A 14,689-nucleotide genomic window follows, 5' to 3' on the forward strand; every position below is an offset into this window, starting at 1 on the left:
GCGTTCGCAATCGGGGGGCGGGAAATGCCACACGACGACCATGGCGACGATCAGGGACACGGCCACGGGCACGGGCCGGACAACCATCTCGACCCGATGACGGCGCGGGTGATGGCGCTCGAGACCATCCTGACCGGGAAGGGCCTGGTCGATCCCGCGGCGCTCGACGCCATCATCGAGACCTATGCCTCGAAGGTCGGGCCGCGCAACGGGGCGCGGGTGGTGGCGCGCTCCTGGCTCGAGCCGGGCTACGCCGACTGGCTGCGCCGCGACGCGACGGCGGCCATCGCGGAAATGGGCTATTCCGGCCGCCAGGGGGAGCACATGCGCGCGGTGTTCAACGGCGTGGGCACGCATAACCTCGTCGTCTGCACGCTCTGCTCGTGCTACCCCTGGGCGGTGCTCGGCCTGCCGCCGGTCTGGTACAAGGCGCCGCCCTATCGCGCGCGGGCGGTGAGCGATCCGAGGGGGGTGCTGAGGGAGTTCGGGCTGGACCTGCCGGCGGCGACGAGGATTCGCGTCTGGGACTCGACGGCGGAACTGCGGTATCTCGTCGTGCCCGAGCGGCCGGCGGGGACCGGGGGGCTCGGGCTCGAGGATCTCGCGGATCTCGTGAGCCGGGATGCGATGATCGGGACCGCGCTCGCCGGGGCGCGGCCGTGAACGGGCCGCAGGATCTCGGCGGCCAGCAGGGTTTCGGCGCGGTGGCGCCGGAGGCGGACGAGCCGCTCTTCCACGCGCCCTGGGAGGCGCGGGCGATGGCGCTGACGCTTGCCTGCGGCGCGCTCGGCGCCTGGACGATCGACGAGAGCCGCCATGCGCGGGAGACGCTCGGCTGGGTCACCTACTACCGTTCGAGCTATTACGAGATCTGGATCCGGGCGCTCGAGACGCTGCTCGCGCGCCATGGATTCGTCGCCTCGGAGGAGCGCGCGGCGGGGCGGGCGCTCCGCCTCGCGCCGGAGGCGCCGCGGGTGCTCCGCGCCGAGGCGGTGGCCGGGACGCTGGCGCGCGGCGGGCCTTGCGACCGCCCCGTCGCCGCGCCGCCGCGCTTCGCGCCGGGGGCGCGGGTACGGACGGTGGCGATGAACCCGGAGCACCACACGCGCCTGCCGCGCTATGCCCGCGACAAGCCGGGCGTGGTGGAGGCGGTCCAGGGCGGTTTCGTATTCCCCGACAGCAACGCCCATGGCGGCGGCGAGCGGCCTCAGTGGGTCTATACCGTCGTCCTCAGGGGCGAGGATCTCTGGGGCGCGGATGCCGATCCCGGCTCGGAAGTCTCGATCGATGCCTGGGAGAGCTATCTTGAACCCGCCTGACACCGTGCCCCTTCCGGCCGCGGAGCCGGTCTTCGCCCGGCCCTGGGAGGCGAAGGCCTTCGCGCTCGCCGTGCTGCTCGCCGATCGGGGAGTCTTCGCCTGGTCCGACTGGGCGGAGGCGCTGGGCGCCGAATGCGCGAAGGGCGGTCCCTATTACGAGGCCTGGCTCCAAGCGCTGGAGGCGATGCTCGCGCGATCGGGCGTCGCCTCGGCGGCGGAGGTCGCGGCCCTCGCCCGCGACTGGGAGCGCGCGGCGGAGGCGACGCCGCACGGGACGGCGATCCGGCTCGAGAACATTCGGGGGGCCTGAGGCCCCCGGACCCTCAGTGCCCCGCGTCCCCCATATCCGCGCTCCGCGCGTGGTGCGCGAGGCCGAAGACCGCGAGGTAGAGCAGCGGCAGCGTGGCGAAGACCGGGCCGAGGCCGACATGGGCGGCGACGAAGCCGATCAGCGACGGCGCGAAGAGCATGCCCGAATAGCCGAGGAAGGTGACGAGGGAGATGCCGACGCCGGGCGGCAGGCCGGGCAGGTTGCCCGCGGCCGAGAAGGCGATCGGGACCAGGTTGGCGATGCCGAGCCCCGCGGCCGCGAAGCCGAGGATGGCGACCGGGGCCGCCGGGGCGAACCCCGCGGTGACGAGCCCGGCGGCGGCGATCAGCGCCGAGATCCGGAAGGTCCGGACCGCGCCGAACCGGTCGCGGATCGGATCGCCGGTGAAACGCATCACCGCCATCGTCGCGGAGAAGGCGGCGAAGGCGAGGCCCGACACCTCGACCGAGGCGCCGAGTTCGGAGCGCAGGTAGAGCGCGCTCCAGTCAAGAACCGATCCCTCGGGGATCATGCAGAAGAGCGCCATGGCGCCGAGGATCCAGGGCAGCGCCTGCCGGGGCAGCCGGAGCGGTTGCCGCTCCTCCTGCGCCGGCGCGCGGTCGTGCAGGATCGCGCCCCAGGTCAGCGCGAGCAGGGCGAGGCAGGCGACGACGATCACGACGCTCTGCGCCGTGCCCCCGAGCCGGCCGAGCAGCAGCCCGCCGGTCGCCGAGCCGATCAGTCCGCCGAGGCTCCAGAACCCGTGGCAGGACGACATGATCGCGCGGCGCATCGAGCGTTCGACCGAGACCGCGTTCGAATTCATCGCCACGTCCATCCCGCCGATGACGCCCCCGAAGAGGAAGGCGCCGGCGAAGGCCACCGGCAGCGCGGGGGCGAGGGTGATGAGCAGCCAGCAGGGGGCGAGGCAGAGCGTGAGCGCGCGCAGCACGCGCTGCGACCCGTCCCGCGCGATCGCCGCGCCGACGAGCGGCATCATGACGAGCGAGCCGACGCCGAAGGCGAGGATCAGGAGCCCGAGCATCGCCTCGTCGATGCCGAGCCCGGCCTTGAAGCCCGGGATCCGGGGCGCCCAGTTGCCGACGACGTAGCCGTTCAGCAGGAAGGCCATCGAGACGGCGATCCGGCGCGGCGGCATGGCCGCGGAGGCGGCGCGGGGCAGGGAGGTGTCGCTCATGCGCCGGTCTCCACTTCGATGATCTCGGGGCCGAGTTCGGCGAGGCGCGCGCGGATGGCGGGGGGCAGGCCCGCCTCGACCACGAGCGTGTCGCAGGTGGCGGCGTCGATCACGGTGAAGGGGCCGGCGGTGTCGATCTTGCCGCGGTCGCAGGCGGTGGCGATCGCGCCGCTGTTGGCGGCGAGCCGGCGCTTCAGCACCGCGTCCTCGATCGAATGCGCGCTGAGGGCCCCCTCGGGATCGAGGCCGCAGGTGCCGAGCAGCAGCAGGTCGGGCCGGATCGCCGAGACCTCCTCGAACGCGCGGGCGCCGATCGCCGCGCCGATGACCGGGTCGACCCGGCCGCCGATGGTGACGAGGCTCGCGCCCCGCGCCTCGACCAGCGCGGCGGCGATCGCGGGGGCGTGGGTGACGAGCGTCGCGCCGCCGAGATCCGGGGTCGCGGCGAGCGCGCGGGCGGCGGCGAGATTGGTGGTGCCGGCGTCGAGGAACACGGTCATCCCCGGCAGCACCAGCCGCGCCAGCGCCGCGCCGAGCGCATCCTTGGCGGGCGCCGACAGACGGGCGCGGCTGCTGACCGGTCCCCGGGACGGCGTGGCGGGCAGCGCGCCGCCATAGACGCGGCGGCAGCGCCCGGCGGCGGCGAGCGCGCGCAGGTCGCGCCGGATCGTGTCCTCGGAGGTGTCGAAGTCGCGCGCGAGTTCGGCCGCGACGACCCGGCCCTCGCTCTGGAGCCGCGCCTCGATCGCGTCGAGCCGTTCGGAGGTCAGGAGACTGCTCATGGAGATTCTTCTGGATGGGCGTTGAATCGGCAGTATCAGGCGAGAATGCGCATAATCCTGCATTCTGCCGCGGTCAAGGGGGCGCGTTGCTCGCGGGGGGAAGCGCCGCTACCTTCCCGAGGCGAGAGGAGATCCCATGCGCACGATATACTCACCCAGGCACGCCGGTCACGCCGGGAATGTGGAGCTCAATTCGGGCGCGATCGTTCCCGCCTTCGAACTGCCGCGGCGGGCGGAGATCATCCGGGACCGGGTGCGCGAGGTCGGGCTCGGGCCGATCGAGGCGCCGCGCGAATTCGACCTCTCGGTGGCGGCGCGGGTGCACGACCGGGGCTATCTCGACTTCCTGCCGCGGGCCTGGCCGATGTGGGCGGCGGAAGGCCGCGGCGGCACGGCGATGCCCTTCGTCTTTCCGGTGCCGGGCCTGAGGCGCGACCGGCCGCCGGAGGATATCGACGGGCTGCTCGGCTTCTACGCCTTCGATGCCGGGGCCACCTTCGTCGAAGGCACCTGGGACGCCGTCAGGGCGAGCCACGACGTCGCGCTGACGGGCGCGGCGCTTCTCGCGGAGGGCGAGCGCGCGGTCTTCTCGCTCTGCCGTCCGCCGGGCCATCACGCCGGGAGCCGCTTCGCCGGCGGATACTGCTTCGTCAACAACGCGGCCGTCGCGGCGGAATACCTGCGCGGGCGCGGGCACGAGCGGGTGACGGTGCTCGACATCGACTATCACCACGGCAACGGCACGCAGGAGATCTTCTACGCGCGGGGCGACGTGCAGGTCGTGAACCTGCACGCCGATCCGGTCCGCGAATATCCCTATTTCCTCGGCCATGCCGACGAGCGCGGAACCGGCGCGGGGGAGGGGGCGAACCTGAACCTGCCGCTGCCCTGGGGCACGGGGATCGAGCCGTTCATGGCCGCGCTCGCGACCGGGCTCGCCGCCATCGCGGATTTCGGTCCCGGCGCGCTCGTCGTCTCGCTCGGGGTCGATACCTACCGGGAGGATCCGATCAGCCGCTTCCAGCTGGACACGCCCGACTATCCCGGAATCGGCGCGGCGGTCGCGGCGCTTGGCCTGCCGACGCTCTTCGTGATGGAGGGCGGCTACGCGGTGGAGCCGATCGGCGCGAACGCGGTCGGCGTGCTGACCGGATTCGAGGAGGGATGAGCGGACGCCCCGCGGCCTGTTGTGGTCGCGACGAAGCCTCTACCCAATCTGTGGTCTTGTGCCTATAGTGCCGGCGGTGCGGGGCCAGGGTAGGGATGGGGCATGCGCTGTCCGTTTTGCGGAAACATCGATACGCAGGTCAAGGACAGCCGTCCCGCCGAGGATCACGTCTCGATCCGCCGCCGCCGCTTCTGCCCGGCCTGCGGGGGCCGCTTCACCACCTACGAGCGGGTGCAACTGCGCGACCTCGTCGTGGTCAAGAAGAGCGGCCGGCGCGAGCCCTTCGACCGCGACAAGCTCGAGCGCTCGATCCGGATCGCGATGCAGAAGCGCCCGATCGAGGCGGACCGGCTGGAGCAGCTGATCTCGGGCATCGTGCGGCGGCTCGAATCGCTCGGGGAGACGGATGTGCCCTCCGACACGATCGGCACCATCGTGATGGAGACGCTGGCGCGCATTGACACCGTCGCCTATGTGCGCTTCGCAAGCGTCTACAAGAATTTCCAGGCGGCCGACGATTTCGAGGACTTCGTCTCCGAGCTCCGGCCGGCCCCGGCGGTACAGGACGAAGACTGAGCATCATGACATTTTCGGATCTGGACGCGGGCTTCATGCGCGCCGCGATCGGCCTCGGCGCGCGCGCGCTCGGCCGGGTTTGGCCCAATCCCGCGGTCGGCTGCGTCATCGTCTCGCCGGCGGGCGAGGTGGTGGGGCGCGGCTTCACCCAGGACGGCGGCCGCCCGCATGCCGAGGCGATCGCGCTGGCCCAGGCGGGCGAGCGCGCCCGGGGCGCGACGGCCTATGTGACGCTCGAACCCTGCGCCCATGTCGGCCGCGCCGGCCCCTGCTCGCAGGCGCTGATCGCCGCGGGCGTCGCGCGCGTCGTGGTGCCGATGGAGGATCCGGACCCGCGGGTGGACGGCAAGGGCCTGGCCGCGCTGCGCGCCGCGGGCGTCGCGGTCGAGACCGGCTGCCTCGCCGAGGAGGCGGAGGCGCTGAACCGGGGCTTCCTGCGCCGGGTGCGGACCGGCCGGCCGATGCTGACGCTGAAGATCGCCACCTCGATCGACGGCCGGATCGCGACGGGAAGCGGCGAGAGCAAGTGGATCACCGGCCCGCGCGCCCGGGCCGAGGTGCATCTGATGCGCGCCCGCGCCGACGCGGTGCTGGTCGGCGCCGCCACCGCGCGCGACGACGATCCGAAGCTCAACGTCCGGGGCCTCGGCGTCGCCGACGCCGATCCGGTGCGCGTCGTGGTCACCGGCTCGCTCGCGCTGCCCCGGTCGAGCCATCTCGGCCAGACCGCGCGCGACATCCCGCTCTGGCTCTGCCACCACGCCGAGGCGGAGGAGGGGCGCCGGAGCGCCTGGGAAGAGTTGGGCGCCGAGCTCATCCAGGTTCCGTTCCAGCAGGACGGTCAGCTCGATCTCTCGGCGATGATGCAGCTGCTCGGGGACCGGGGCCTGACGCGCGTGCTCTGCGAGGGGGGCGGCCGGCTCGCCGGCGCGCTGATCGAGGCGGGTCTGGTCGACGAGCTCGTCTGCTACACCGCCGGGATCGTGATCGGCGCCGAGGGCCTGCCGGGCGTGGGGGGGATCGGGCTCGAGTCGCTCGCGCTCGCGCCGCGCTACCGGCTCGCCGACGTCGCGCGGATCGGGCCGGACACGCGGACGCGCTGGGTCCGGAGCTGAGCGCCCCGCGGGCGTCGGCCGCCCGCCCGGGGCGGCCGGTCAGTTCGCGAGGTTGTCGACCGAGGCGGTGAAGTTGACCGCCGTGACCGCGACCGCGAGCACGCGGCTCCAGGCGGCGAAGGGCGCCTCGGTCATGTAGATCGTGTCGCCGTCGCGGACGACGAAGTCGCGCGCGGCGAAGAGGCCTTCGGGCTTGGTCAGGTCGATCAGATAGGCCATGCGCTGCGCGCCGACGAGATCGCCCCGGCCGAGCACGCGGTTGGCGATGTCGGAGCGTTCCTCGCGGAAGATGAAGACGCCGGTCGGATCGGCCGCGCGCCCGTCGAGGCCGCCGGCCGCGGCGATCGCCTCGATCGCGCTCATGTCGCGCTGGGTGAAGTTCACCCGGCTCTGCCGCCCGGAAGCGCCGAGCGCGGTGAAGGCGCGGCGGTCGGTCTCGACGATCACCCGGTCGTTCGGCCGGAGCGCGACATCCTCGACCGGATTGTCGTAGAGATCCTGGAGCCAGACCCGGCCCGTCGTGCCGCCGCGCTCGAGCTTCACCTGCCCGACCTCGATCGGAACCTTGGCGCCCCCGGCGCGCGCGAGCATCGCCGAGAGCCGCCGCGTCGGCGCCTCGATCGGATAGACGCCGGGCTCGGCCACCTCGCCCATCACCGCGACGGTCGAGCCGTCGCCCGCGACGCGGCGCACCTCGATCTGCGGATCCGGGGTCTGCTGCTCGAGGCTCGCCACCAGCCTGTCGCGGAGCTGGTCGGGCGTGAGCCCGCCCGCCCGGATGCGTCCGGCATAGGGCACGTAGATGTCGCCCGCCTGGTCGACCTGCAGGTCCGCGAGCGGCGTGTTCTTCTGACCCACCCCGGCGAGAAGGCCGGTGTTGACGTTCTCCCAGACCGTGACCGCGAGCCGGTCCCCCGCCGCGATCGTGTCCGGCGAGACCGTGCCCGCGCCGGTCATCGAGGAGGGAAAGCCGAGCGGCGTGTCGACGCGCGTGATCGCCGCGATGGTCGGCGTGACATTCACCGTCTGCATGCTGAACGTCGGATCGGAGCCGCGGCGTTCGAGATCGCTCGCGGTGGGGCCGGAGCGGGGCAGGGTACAGCCCGCCAGCGCGCCGATCAGGAGCGCGCCAGCGAGGCGCGCCGCGGCTTTCGCCTTCAATCCCATCGCTCGCCTCTTGATCCGCTCGTTCGCCTCTTCCCCGGGTCGCCGCCCGGGCTCGGCCGGGGACACTAGCGGCTTTCGCGGGAGGAGGCCAGACGGCGGCGGCTTCCCTCCTTCCGTCGTGAACGCGATTGTTGCGGATCCGCACCGATATCCTGCCTTGCCGTCGGGAGGCGCGGGGTTTAGGAGGCGGGGCGGAGTGAGAGATGCGACCGGGGGCGCGGATGTTCACCGGAATTGTGACCGACATGGGCGTGATCGAGCGGCTCGAGGACCGGGGCGACCTGCGCGCCCGGATCCGGACGGCCTATCCCGCCGACGGGATCGCGCTCGGCGCCTCGATCGCCTGCGACGGCGTCTGCCTGACCGTGGTGGACCGTGGGCCCCTGCCCGAGGGGGGCGCCTGGTTCGACGTCGACATCTCCGCCGAGACGATCGAGAAGACCAACATCCGCTCCGAGGGCAGCGCCTGGGCGCCGGGCGGGCGCGTCAATCTCGAACGCGCGCTCCGGCTCGGCGACGAGCTTGGCGGCCATATCGTCTCGGGCCATGTCGACGGCCGGGCGGAGATCGTCGGCGTGACGCCCGAGGGCGACAGCGCGCGCTTCCTGTTCCGCGCGCCGCGGTCGCTGGCGAAATACGTCGCGCCCAAGGGGTCGGTGGCGCTCAACGGCACCTCGCTCACCGTGAACGAGGTCGACGGGCGCGAGTTCGGCGTGAACATCATCCCGCACACGCGGTCGCATACGACCTGGGGAACGGCGCGTCCGGGCATGCTGGTCAATCTCGAGATCGATACTCTGGCGCGCTATGTCGCGCGCCTGACGGAATTCAGCGCGGGTTGAGGCCGGAGGGGCGGGGAATGAAGATGACGAGCGACTATCACGACGCGATCTCGCCGACCGAGGAGATCATCGACGCCGCGCGCAACGGCAAGATGTTCATCCTCGTCGATCACGAGGATCGCGAGAACGAGGGCGACCTCATCATCCCCGCGCAGATGTGCACGCCGGATGCGATCAACTTCATGGCGACCCATGGCCGCGGGCTGATCTGCCTCGCGCTGACCTCGGACCGGCTCGACGCGCTCGGCCTGCCGATGATGTCGGCGACGAATTCCTCGCGCCACGAGACCGCCTTCACCGTGTCGATCGAGGCGCGCGAGGGGATCTCCACGGGCATCTCGGCCGCCGACCGCGCCCGCACCGTCGCGGTGGCGATCGACCCGCGCTCGGGGCCGCAGGACATCGCGACGCCGGGCCATGTCTTCCCGCTCCGCGCCCGCGAGGGCGGCGTGCTGGTGCGCGCCGGCCATACCGAGGCGGCGGTCGACATCCCGCGGCTCGCCGGGCTCAACGCCGCCGGCGTGATCTGCGAGGTGATGAACGAGGACGGGACGATGGCGCGCCTGCCCGACCTGATCCAGTTCGCGCAGCGCCACGGGATCAAGGTCGGGACGATCTCGGACCTGATCGCCTATCGCCTGCGCCACGACAACCTCGTGCGCGAGACCGCGGTGCACAGCATCCATTCGGAATTCGGCGGCGACTGGCAGCTCAGGATCTTCGCCGACACGGCCAAGGGGGCCGAGCACATCGTGCTCTCCAAGGGCGACCTCACGGCCGCGGGGCCGGTGCTCGTCCGCATGCACGCGGTCAACGTGATCGAGGACATGCTCGCGGTCCATCCCGAGCGGTCGCATCAGCTGCGCGATTCGATGCTCGCCATCGCGGGCGAGGGCCGGGGCGTCGTCGTGCTCCTGCGCGACATGGAGGAGAAGGTGGTTCTCGGCGACCACGTCTCGCCGGAGAAGCTGCGGCAGTACGGCGTGGGCGCGCAGATCCTGAACGCGCTTGGCCTGCACGAGATCACGCTGCTCACCAATTCGCCGATGCCGAAGGTCGTCGGGCTCGACGGCTACGGGCTCTCGATCGCCGGCACCCGGCCCATTCCCGCCGTCGGAGGCTGAACCATGGCCAGCAACGAGGCCCATGAGGGCCTGCCCGCCCCCGTTTTCGACGCGCCGACGAAGCTCCTGATCGTCGTCGCGCCGTTCTACCGCGACATCGCCGACGAGCTCCTGAAGGGCGCGCGCGCCGCGATCGAGGGCGCGGGCGCCACGCACGAGACGATCGAGGTGCCGGGCGCGCTCGAGGTCCCGACCGCGATCCGCCTCGCGAGCCGCGACGAGAGCTTCGACGGCTTCGTCGCGCTCGGCTGCGTGATCCGGGGCGAGACGACGCATTACGAGACCGTCTGCGCCGATTCCTCGCGCGGGCTGAGCATGCTCGGCCTCGGCGGGCTCTGCGTCGGCAACGGGATCCTCACGGTCGAGAACAGGGCGCAGGCCGAGGTCCGGGCCGAGGCGGCGGGACAGGACAAGGGCGGCGGCGCGGCGATCGCGGCGATGCACCTGATCGCGCTCGCCCGCCGCTTCGCCAAGGCGGGCCGCCTCACCGGCGCCGGTTTCCGCCCGGCGGGCTTCCAGGTGGCGGATTCGTGATGGAGACGCCCCCTCCCGCCCCGCCGAAGGTGACGCCCGCGCAGGGCCGGCGCATGCGCTCGGCCGCGCGTTTCTACGCCGTGCAGGCGCTCTTCCAGATGGAAGCGGCCAATGCCGGGCTCGAGACCGTGCGCCACGAATTCGAGACGCACCGGATGGGGGCGGAGATCGACGGCGAGGAATACGCCGACGCCGATCTCGAGCATTTCCGCCGGCTTCTGAACGCCACGGTCACCGACCAGGCGCGGATCGACCAGCTGACGCATCGCGCCCTGGTCGCGCGCTGGCCGATCGACCGGATCGACCCGACGCTGCGCGCGCTCTTCCGCGCGGCCGGGGCGGAACTGATCGCGACCGAGACGCCGCCCCGGGTCACGATCACCGAATTCGTCGACGTCGCGAAGGCCTTCTATCCGGAGGGCCGGGAATCCGGCTTCGTCAACGCCGTGCTCGACCACATGGCGCGCGAGGCGCGGCCCGAGGCCTTCGCCTGAGCGCCGCGCCCGGCCTTCTCAGGCGGGCGCCGATCCGCTAGGTCTCGGGACGCCGCCGCGCCGATGGCGGACGCAAGGAGTGTTCGCCCGTGAGTCATCCTTCCTCGCCCCCGTTCGGGGTCGGCCGCGTCATCTCGCAGACCTTCGGGCTCCTGTTCGCGAAATTCTCGACGGTCTTTCCGATGGCCTTCGTGCCGGCCGTCGCGCTGTCGCTCGTCAACCTCGTCGCGGAGCGCCTGAGCCCCGCGCCGGCGGAGGGCGAACTCGTCGCGGCGCCGGGCTTCGCCGGGGTGCTGCTCGGAACGCTCGGCATGGTGCTGAGCTATTTCGTCGTCGGCTTCCTCTGCCTCGTCGCGCTCGACGCGGTGATCGGCCGGTCGCACAGCGTCGGGCAATACGCGCGTCAGGCCGCGCGCCAGCTTCTGCCGATCGCGGTGCTCGGCCTCGCCATCAGCCTGCTCGCGGGCCTCGGCTTCCTGCTCCTGATCGTGCCGGGCCTCTACGTGATCGCCCGGTTCCTGCCCTGGGTCGAGGCCGTCGTCTTCGAGGACGCGGGCTGGCGAGGGCTCGGCCGGGCGCAGGAACTGACCGAGGGCTACCGCTGGCCGCTGGTCGGGGCGATCCTGCTCATGGGGGTGGCGACGCTGGTGCTCGTCGTGCTCGCCGGCGGCGCGCTCTACGCGGTCGAGACCAACGCGGTCCTCTCGCTCCTCGTCGAATCGCTGATCTCGGCCTTCTATTACGCGCTGGTCTCGATCTTCACCGCCCTCGTCTACGCGCGGCTGCGCGAGATCAAGGAAGGCGCCACGGTCGAGGAGATCGCCGCCAGCATCGGCTGAGCCGGGGACGGGCTCAGAAGCGGAGACAGCCTTCGAGCGCGCCCCGGATCGCCTTGCTCGATCCCGCGAGCGAGAGCGTGCCGAGGGGTTTCTCCCCGAGCGCCACATCCACCGCCGAATCGCGGCCCGCCAGCGCCTGGGCGAGCGGGGTGGTCGCGAGGTCGATCACATGGGCCTCGCCCGCCGTGGCCTCGTGCCGGGCGGTCGCGGTCAGCGTCCGGTCGGAGAAGCGGAAGGAGAGCGTGATCGTCTCGGGCAGGGACGCGCCGGGCGCGGGCATGAGCGCGAGGAAGGGCCGGCCCGAGAGACAGAAGAGCGCCATGTCGCGCAGCGGCCCCGGCATCGGCGCGACGGCGACCGGCGCGGGTCCCGGCGCGGCGCGCAGCGACCAGCCCCCGGGACGCCCGGACGCCGCGCCCGCGCCCGCCGGCGCGGCGAGATCGAGCCGCCGTTCGCAGGCCCCGGTCCCGGGCGGGTCGCAGGATGCCCCGGCGAGACGCACGATCACCCCGGGCGGATCCGTCTCCGTCTCGAGGCGCGACTCGAGCGCCGTGCCCGACCAGGCGCGGACATGGCCGCCGGGCCCCGAGAGCCAGACCGAGACCGGGAAGCCGTCCGGGCCGCGGAAATGCCCGTCCGCGCCCGCGCAGGTCAGGCCGACGAAATCGACGAGGAAATCCTCCGTCCCGTCGCCGTTCAGATCCGCGGGCCGCGCGTAATCGGCCGCGAGCGAGGGCGCGCCGCCGGCGCTCCGGCATTCGGCGAAGGCTTCGTCGGTCATCCCGCGGATCGGCGCGGGCAGCGGCGGCGCCGCGAGCGCGGGGAGCGCGGAGAGGGCCAGCAGGACCAGGGCGAGGCGCCGCGCGGATCCCTCAGCCATGGGTCGCCTCGAACCAGGCGAAGGCGGCCGCGGCGAGGAACATCACGAGGACGAGGAAGAAGATCTTCACCGAGGACCAGGGCCGTTCCCCCTCGACCGCGCCGGTGCGCCCGTTGACGACGAAGCGGTAGCTGCGCCCGCGGTAGCGATAGGCGGCGACCCAGACCGGCAGCAGCACATGCTTGAAGGTGAGCGCGCCCACGCTCGTCTCCATCGCGCCGATCCTCTGCTGGTCGCCACCGATGTCGCGCCGGATGTCCTGGCGGATCACCTCGTCCATCACCGCCTTCGCCTCGCCATAGGCGTCCTCGACCGGAACCGTGTAGCCCTCGGACCGGAAGCCCGCGAGAAACCGCGGCTCGTAGGCGGAAAGCGCGGAGAGATCCCAGGGCGCGATCCCGTCGGTATAGTGCTTCGGCAGGCTCTTCGAGCCCAGCACCAGCACGTCGTCGAAATTGCGCGCGACCTGTCCGTTCGCCGGCTGCCAGTGCACGCGGGCGACCTGCTGCAACTCGGTGCGCATGCGCCCGTTCACCATCACCTGCACCGGGCGCGTCTCGTAATAGACCTTGCCGCGCTGGCCGCTGTAGCGGGTCCGGGTCTCGGCGTCGTAGGTCCAGTAGGGGACGTAGATCCCGTCCATCGCCCGCCCCGCCCTGGCATAGGCGCGCAGGTCCGAGGGCGCGAACCAGAGCCGGCCGAGCCAGTGGTTCATCGCCTGGCGCGCATCCTCCTCGGTCAGCAGGAAGGGAAGCTGCGCCTGCGGCTTGATGTAGCGCCGCGCGCCGGTGTCGGTGACGATCGGGGCGGCGCAGAAGGGGCAGACCTTGGCGTGGATCTCGGGGTCGAACTCGACCTGCGCGCCGCAGCTCTGGCACTGGACGACGCGCAGTTCCTCCATCGCCTCCGCCGGCACCGCCTTCCCGGCCGCGTCGCGCAGGTCAAGTTCGGGAATGCCGCCGCGCGCGTCCGGGATCGGCTCCTCGTGGCCGCAATGCGGACAGCGCAGCGCCGTCGTCCCCGGCTGGAAGCGCATCGGCGCGCCGCAGGCGGGGCAGGGGAAGCGGTGATCCTCCGGCGTCGCCGCGCCGGCGGAGGCCGGAGGATCGGGACGCGGCGGGGGTGGCGGCTCCGCCGCCGGGTGCCATGGCCTCGCGCCGGAGTGGGGGATCCCCGACCAGGGGTTCCCGGAATCGCCCGCGGTCATCGGAGCGGCCTCAGCCGGCCGGCGGCGGGGGTGGCGTCGCGCTCATCATCTCCGCGAGCTCGGGAATGTCGCGCGCGCGGCGCCAGTCGGGGCCGCCGGGCGTCCAGAGCCAGGTATCGCCGGTGACGCCGCCGGTCGAGAGCATCGTGGCGAGCTGATCCTCCGAATACGGCCCCCGGCTCGCGCCGTTCTCGGCGATGTGCCAGACGCGCCCCGCGGGCGGTGGCGGGGGCGGCGGGGTCGTCCCGGCGGCGGGGGCGGCGCCCCAGGGTCCGCTCTGCCCCATCCGCGCGCCGATCGCCATGCCCATGCCGGCGCCGATCCCCGCGCCCATGCCGCCGCCCCCGGAGGGATTGGCGGCGGCCGCGGTCATCGCCTCGGCGGCCGAGAACTCGGCGTATTTGCGCAGGTCGCCGACCGCGCCCATCGAGGTGCGCTTGTCGAGCGCGCCCTCGACCTCGGCGGGGAGCGAGATGTTCTCGATGTAGAAGGCGGGCAGCGCGATCCCGTAATCCGCGACCATCGGCGCGATCTTCCCGGCGACGAGCTTGCCGAGGTCGAGCGTGTTCGCCGCCATGTCGAGCACCGGGATGCCGGAGGCGGCGATCAACTGGCTGAAATGGGCGACGATCACGTTGCGGATCTGGAACTCGATCTCGTCGGTGGTGAATTCGCCGTCGGTGCCGACGATCTCCGTCATGAACCGGCCCGGGTCGGTCACGCGCATCGTGTAGCTGCCGTAGGCCCTGAGCCGCACCACGCCGAATTCCCTGTCGCGGCAGAGGATCGGGTTCTTCGTACCCCATTTGAGATCGGTGAAGATCCGGGTGTTGACGAAGTAGATCTCCGACTTGAACGGACTCCGGAACCCGTGGTCCCAGTGCTGCAGCGTGGTCAGGATCGGCATGTTGTTGGTCTGGAGCTCGTAGAGCCCCGGCCCGAACACGTCGGCGAGCTGGCCCTCGTGCACGAAGACCGCCGCCTGTCCCTCGCGTACCGTCAGCTTCGCCCCGTACTTGATCGCATGGCCCTGCCGCTCGAACCGCCAGACGATGGTGTCGCGCGTGTCGTCGGTCCAGTGGATGACATCGATGAACTCGCCGCGCAGGAAGTCGAAGATCGACATGGAAGCGT

At 72.2% G+C, this 14,689-nt stretch carries 17 protein-coding genes; 11 read left to right on the forward strand and 6 right to left on the reverse strand.

What is annotated here, in order from left to right; translation table 11 throughout:
- The first annotated feature begins 24 nt into the window (after positions 1 to 24).
- From nthA to FJM51_RS11900, 3 genes are read left to right on the forward strand one after another with little or no spacing between them, the layout of a single operon-like run.
- Positions 25 to 663: a nitrile hydratase subunit alpha gene (nthA, locus tag FJM51_RS11890; RefSeq protein ID WP_140454366.1), complete on the forward strand. Its 639-nt coding sequence runs from the start codon at positions 25 to 27 to the stop codon at positions 661 to 663.
- Positions 660 to 1,319 carry a nitrile hydratase subunit beta gene (nthB, locus tag FJM51_RS11895; RefSeq protein WP_140454367.1) on the forward strand — a complete coding sequence of 220 codons (660 nt, stop codon included), beginning with the start codon at positions 660 to 662 and terminating at the stop codon, positions 1,317 to 1,319. Before nthA ends, nthB begins: the two co-directional genes overlap by 4 nt.
- Positions 1,306 to 1,629, forward strand: a complete 324-nt coding sequence (locus FJM51_RS11900) for a nitrile hydratase accessory protein (protein ID WP_233713085.1) — start codon at positions 1,306 to 1,308, stop codon at positions 1,627 to 1,629. The genes nthB and FJM51_RS11900 overlap by 14 nt, the downstream gene beginning before the upstream one ends.
- 13 nt (positions 1,630 to 1,642) lie before the next feature.
- Here the strand turns inward: FJM51_RS11900 and FJM51_RS11905 are convergent, their stop codons facing one another.
- Positions 1,643 to 2,827, reverse strand: coding sequence for an MFS transporter (locus tag FJM51_RS11905; RefSeq protein ID WP_233713086.1), 1,185 nt, complete (start codon positions 2,825 to 2,827; stop codon positions 1,643 to 1,645).
- The gene (locus FJM51_RS11910) at positions 2,824 to 3,609 is read right to left on the reverse strand and encodes a DeoR/GlpR family DNA-binding transcription regulator (RefSeq protein WP_181164537.1); all 786 of its coding nucleotides are present in this window, start codon (positions 3,607 to 3,609) and stop codon (positions 2,824 to 2,826) included. The genes FJM51_RS11905 and FJM51_RS11910 overlap by 4 nt, the downstream gene beginning before the upstream one ends.
- A 136-nt stretch (positions 3,610 to 3,745) precedes the next feature.
- Here FJM51_RS11910 and FJM51_RS11915 point away from each other — a divergent pair, with 136 nt between their 5' ends.
- The 3 genes from FJM51_RS11915 (at position 3,746) to ribD (ending at position 6,468) form a co-directional block, all read left to right on the forward strand.
- On the forward strand, positions 3,746 to 4,777 hold the full coding sequence (locus FJM51_RS11915; protein WP_140454370.1) for a histone deacetylase family protein: 1,032 nt from the start codon (positions 3,746 to 3,748) through the stop codon (positions 4,775 to 4,777).
- A gap of 102 nt (positions 4,778 to 4,879) precedes the next feature.
- A complete protein-coding gene (gene nrdR / locus FJM51_RS11920; protein WP_140454371.1) occupies positions 4,880 to 5,353 on the forward strand; it encodes a transcriptional regulator NrdR in 474 nt (157 codons plus the stop codon).
- Positions 5,354 to 5,358: 5 nt separating this feature from the next.
- Positions 5,359 to 6,468, forward strand: coding sequence for a bifunctional diaminohydroxyphosphoribosylaminopyrimidine deaminase/5-amino-6-(5-phosphoribosylamino)uracil reductase RibD (gene ribD, locus FJM51_RS11925; protein ID WP_140454372.1), 1,110 nt, complete (start codon positions 5,359 to 5,361; stop codon positions 6,466 to 6,468).
- Positions 6,469 to 6,507: 39 nt separating this feature from the next.
- Here the strand turns inward: ribD and FJM51_RS11930 are convergent, their stop codons facing one another.
- Entirely contained in the window at positions 6,508 to 7,629 is a 1,122-nt protein-coding gene (locus FJM51_RS11930; RefSeq protein ID WP_438502754.1) for a polysaccharide biosynthesis/export family protein, read from the reverse strand.
- Between the two features lie 227 nt (positions 7,630 to 7,856).
- On the opposite strand from FJM51_RS11930, the gene FJM51_RS11935 reads away from it, so the two are divergent.
- From FJM51_RS11935 to FJM51_RS11955, 5 genes are all read left to right on the forward strand, one after another.
- The gene (locus tag FJM51_RS11935; protein ID WP_140454374.1) at positions 7,857 to 8,477 is read left to right on the forward strand and encodes a riboflavin synthase; all 621 of its coding nucleotides are present in this window, start codon (positions 7,857 to 7,859) and stop codon (positions 8,475 to 8,477) included.
- Positions 8,478 to 8,494: 17 nt separating this feature from the next.
- Entirely contained in the window at positions 8,495 to 9,601 is a 1,107-nt protein-coding gene (gene ribB, locus FJM51_RS11940; protein WP_438502755.1) for a 3,4-dihydroxy-2-butanone-4-phosphate synthase, read from the forward strand.
- A gap of 3 nt (positions 9,602 to 9,604) precedes the next feature.
- Positions 9,605 to 10,135, forward strand: a complete 531-nt coding sequence (locus tag FJM51_RS11945; protein WP_140454375.1) for a 6,7-dimethyl-8-ribityllumazine synthase — start codon at positions 9,605 to 9,607, stop codon at positions 10,133 to 10,135.
- On the forward strand, positions 10,135 to 10,629 hold the full coding sequence (gene nusB / locus FJM51_RS11950) for a transcription antitermination factor NusB (protein ID WP_140454376.1): 495 nt from the start codon (positions 10,135 to 10,137) through the stop codon (positions 10,627 to 10,629). The genes FJM51_RS11945 and nusB overlap by 1 nt, the downstream gene beginning before the upstream one ends.
- Before the next feature lie 89 nt (positions 10,630 to 10,718).
- The gene (locus tag FJM51_RS11955; protein ID WP_140454377.1) at positions 10,719 to 11,468 is read left to right on the forward strand and encodes a hypothetical protein; all 750 of its coding nucleotides are present in this window, start codon (positions 10,719 to 10,721) and stop codon (positions 11,466 to 11,468) included.
- A 13-nt stretch (positions 11,469 to 11,481) separates the two neighbouring features.
- On the opposite strand, the gene FJM51_RS11960 is transcribed toward FJM51_RS11955, so the two are convergent.
- Genes FJM51_RS11960 through FJM51_RS11970 form a run of 3 tightly spaced genes read right to left on the reverse strand, consistent with a single transcriptional unit; the run spans position 11,482 to position 14,681 of the window.
- Positions 11,482 to 12,348, reverse strand: a complete 867-nt coding sequence (locus FJM51_RS11960; RefSeq protein WP_140454378.1) for a hypothetical protein — start codon at positions 12,346 to 12,348, stop codon at positions 11,482 to 11,484.
- On the reverse strand, positions 12,341 to 13,555 hold the full coding sequence (locus FJM51_RS11965; protein ID WP_140454379.1) for a TFIIB-type zinc ribbon-containing protein: 1,215 nt from the start codon (positions 13,553 to 13,555) through the stop codon (positions 12,341 to 12,343). The genes FJM51_RS11960 and FJM51_RS11965 overlap by 8 nt, the downstream gene beginning before the upstream one ends.
- A gap of 10 nt (positions 13,556 to 13,565) precedes the next feature.
- Positions 13,566 to 14,681: an SPFH domain-containing protein gene (locus FJM51_RS11970; protein ID WP_140454380.1), complete on the reverse strand. Its 1,116-nt coding sequence runs from the start codon at positions 14,679 to 14,681 to the stop codon at positions 13,566 to 13,568.
- Positions 14,682 to 14,689 lie beyond the last annotated feature (8 nt).

The organism is Amaricoccus solimangrovi (assembly GCF_006385685.1).
Classification (GTDB): domain Bacteria; phylum Pseudomonadota; class Alphaproteobacteria; order Rhodobacterales; family Rhodobacteraceae; genus Amaricoccus; species Amaricoccus solimangrovi.

Coding starts and splice junctions, on each gene's coding strand:
- nrdR (WP_140454371.1), top strand. CDS start 4,880: ATGCGCTGTCCGTTTTGCGGAAACATCGATACGCAGGTCAAGGACAGC.
- FJM51_RS11935 (WP_140454374.1), top strand. CDS start 7,857: ATGTTCACCGGAATTGTGACCGACATGGGCGTGATCGAGCGGCTCGAG.
- ribD (WP_140454372.1), top strand. CDS start 5,359: ATGACATTTTCGGATCTGGACGCGGGCTTCATGCGCGCCGCGATCGGC.
- FJM51_RS11965 (WP_140454379.1), bottom strand. CDS start 13,555: ATGACCGCGGGCGATTCCGGGAACCCCTGGTCGGGGATCCCCCACTCC.
- FJM51_RS11945 (WP_140454375.1), top strand. CDS start 9,605: ATGGCCAGCAACGAGGCCCATGAGGGCCTGCCCGCCCCCGTTTTCGAC.
- FJM51_RS11905 (WP_233713086.1), bottom strand. CDS start 2,827: ATGAGCGACACCTCCCTGCCCCGCGCCGCCTCCGCGGCCATGCCGCCG.
- FJM51_RS11915 (WP_140454370.1), top strand. CDS start 3,746: ATGCGCACGATATACTCACCCAGGCACGCCGGTCACGCCGGGAATGTG.
- FJM51_RS11910 (WP_181164537.1), bottom strand. CDS start 3,609: ATGAGCAGTCTCCTGACCTCCGAACGGCTCGACGCGATCGAGGCGCGG.
- ribB (WP_438502755.1), top strand. CDS start 8,495: ATGAAGATGACGAGCGACTATCACGACGCGATCTCGCCGACCGAGGAG.
- FJM51_RS11970 (WP_140454380.1), bottom strand. CDS start 14,681: ATGTCGATCTTCGACTTCCTGCGCGGCGAGTTCATCGATGTCATCCAC.
- nthA (WP_140454366.1), top strand. CDS start 25: ATGCCACACGACGACCATGGCGACGATCAGGGACACGGCCACGGGCAC.
- FJM51_RS11960 (WP_140454378.1), bottom strand. CDS start 12,348: ATGGCTGAGGGATCCGCGCGGCGCCTCGCCCTGGTCCTGCTGGCCCTC.
- nusB (WP_140454376.1), top strand. CDS start 10,135: ATGGAGACGCCCCCTCCCGCCCCGCCGAAGGTGACGCCCGCGCAGGGC.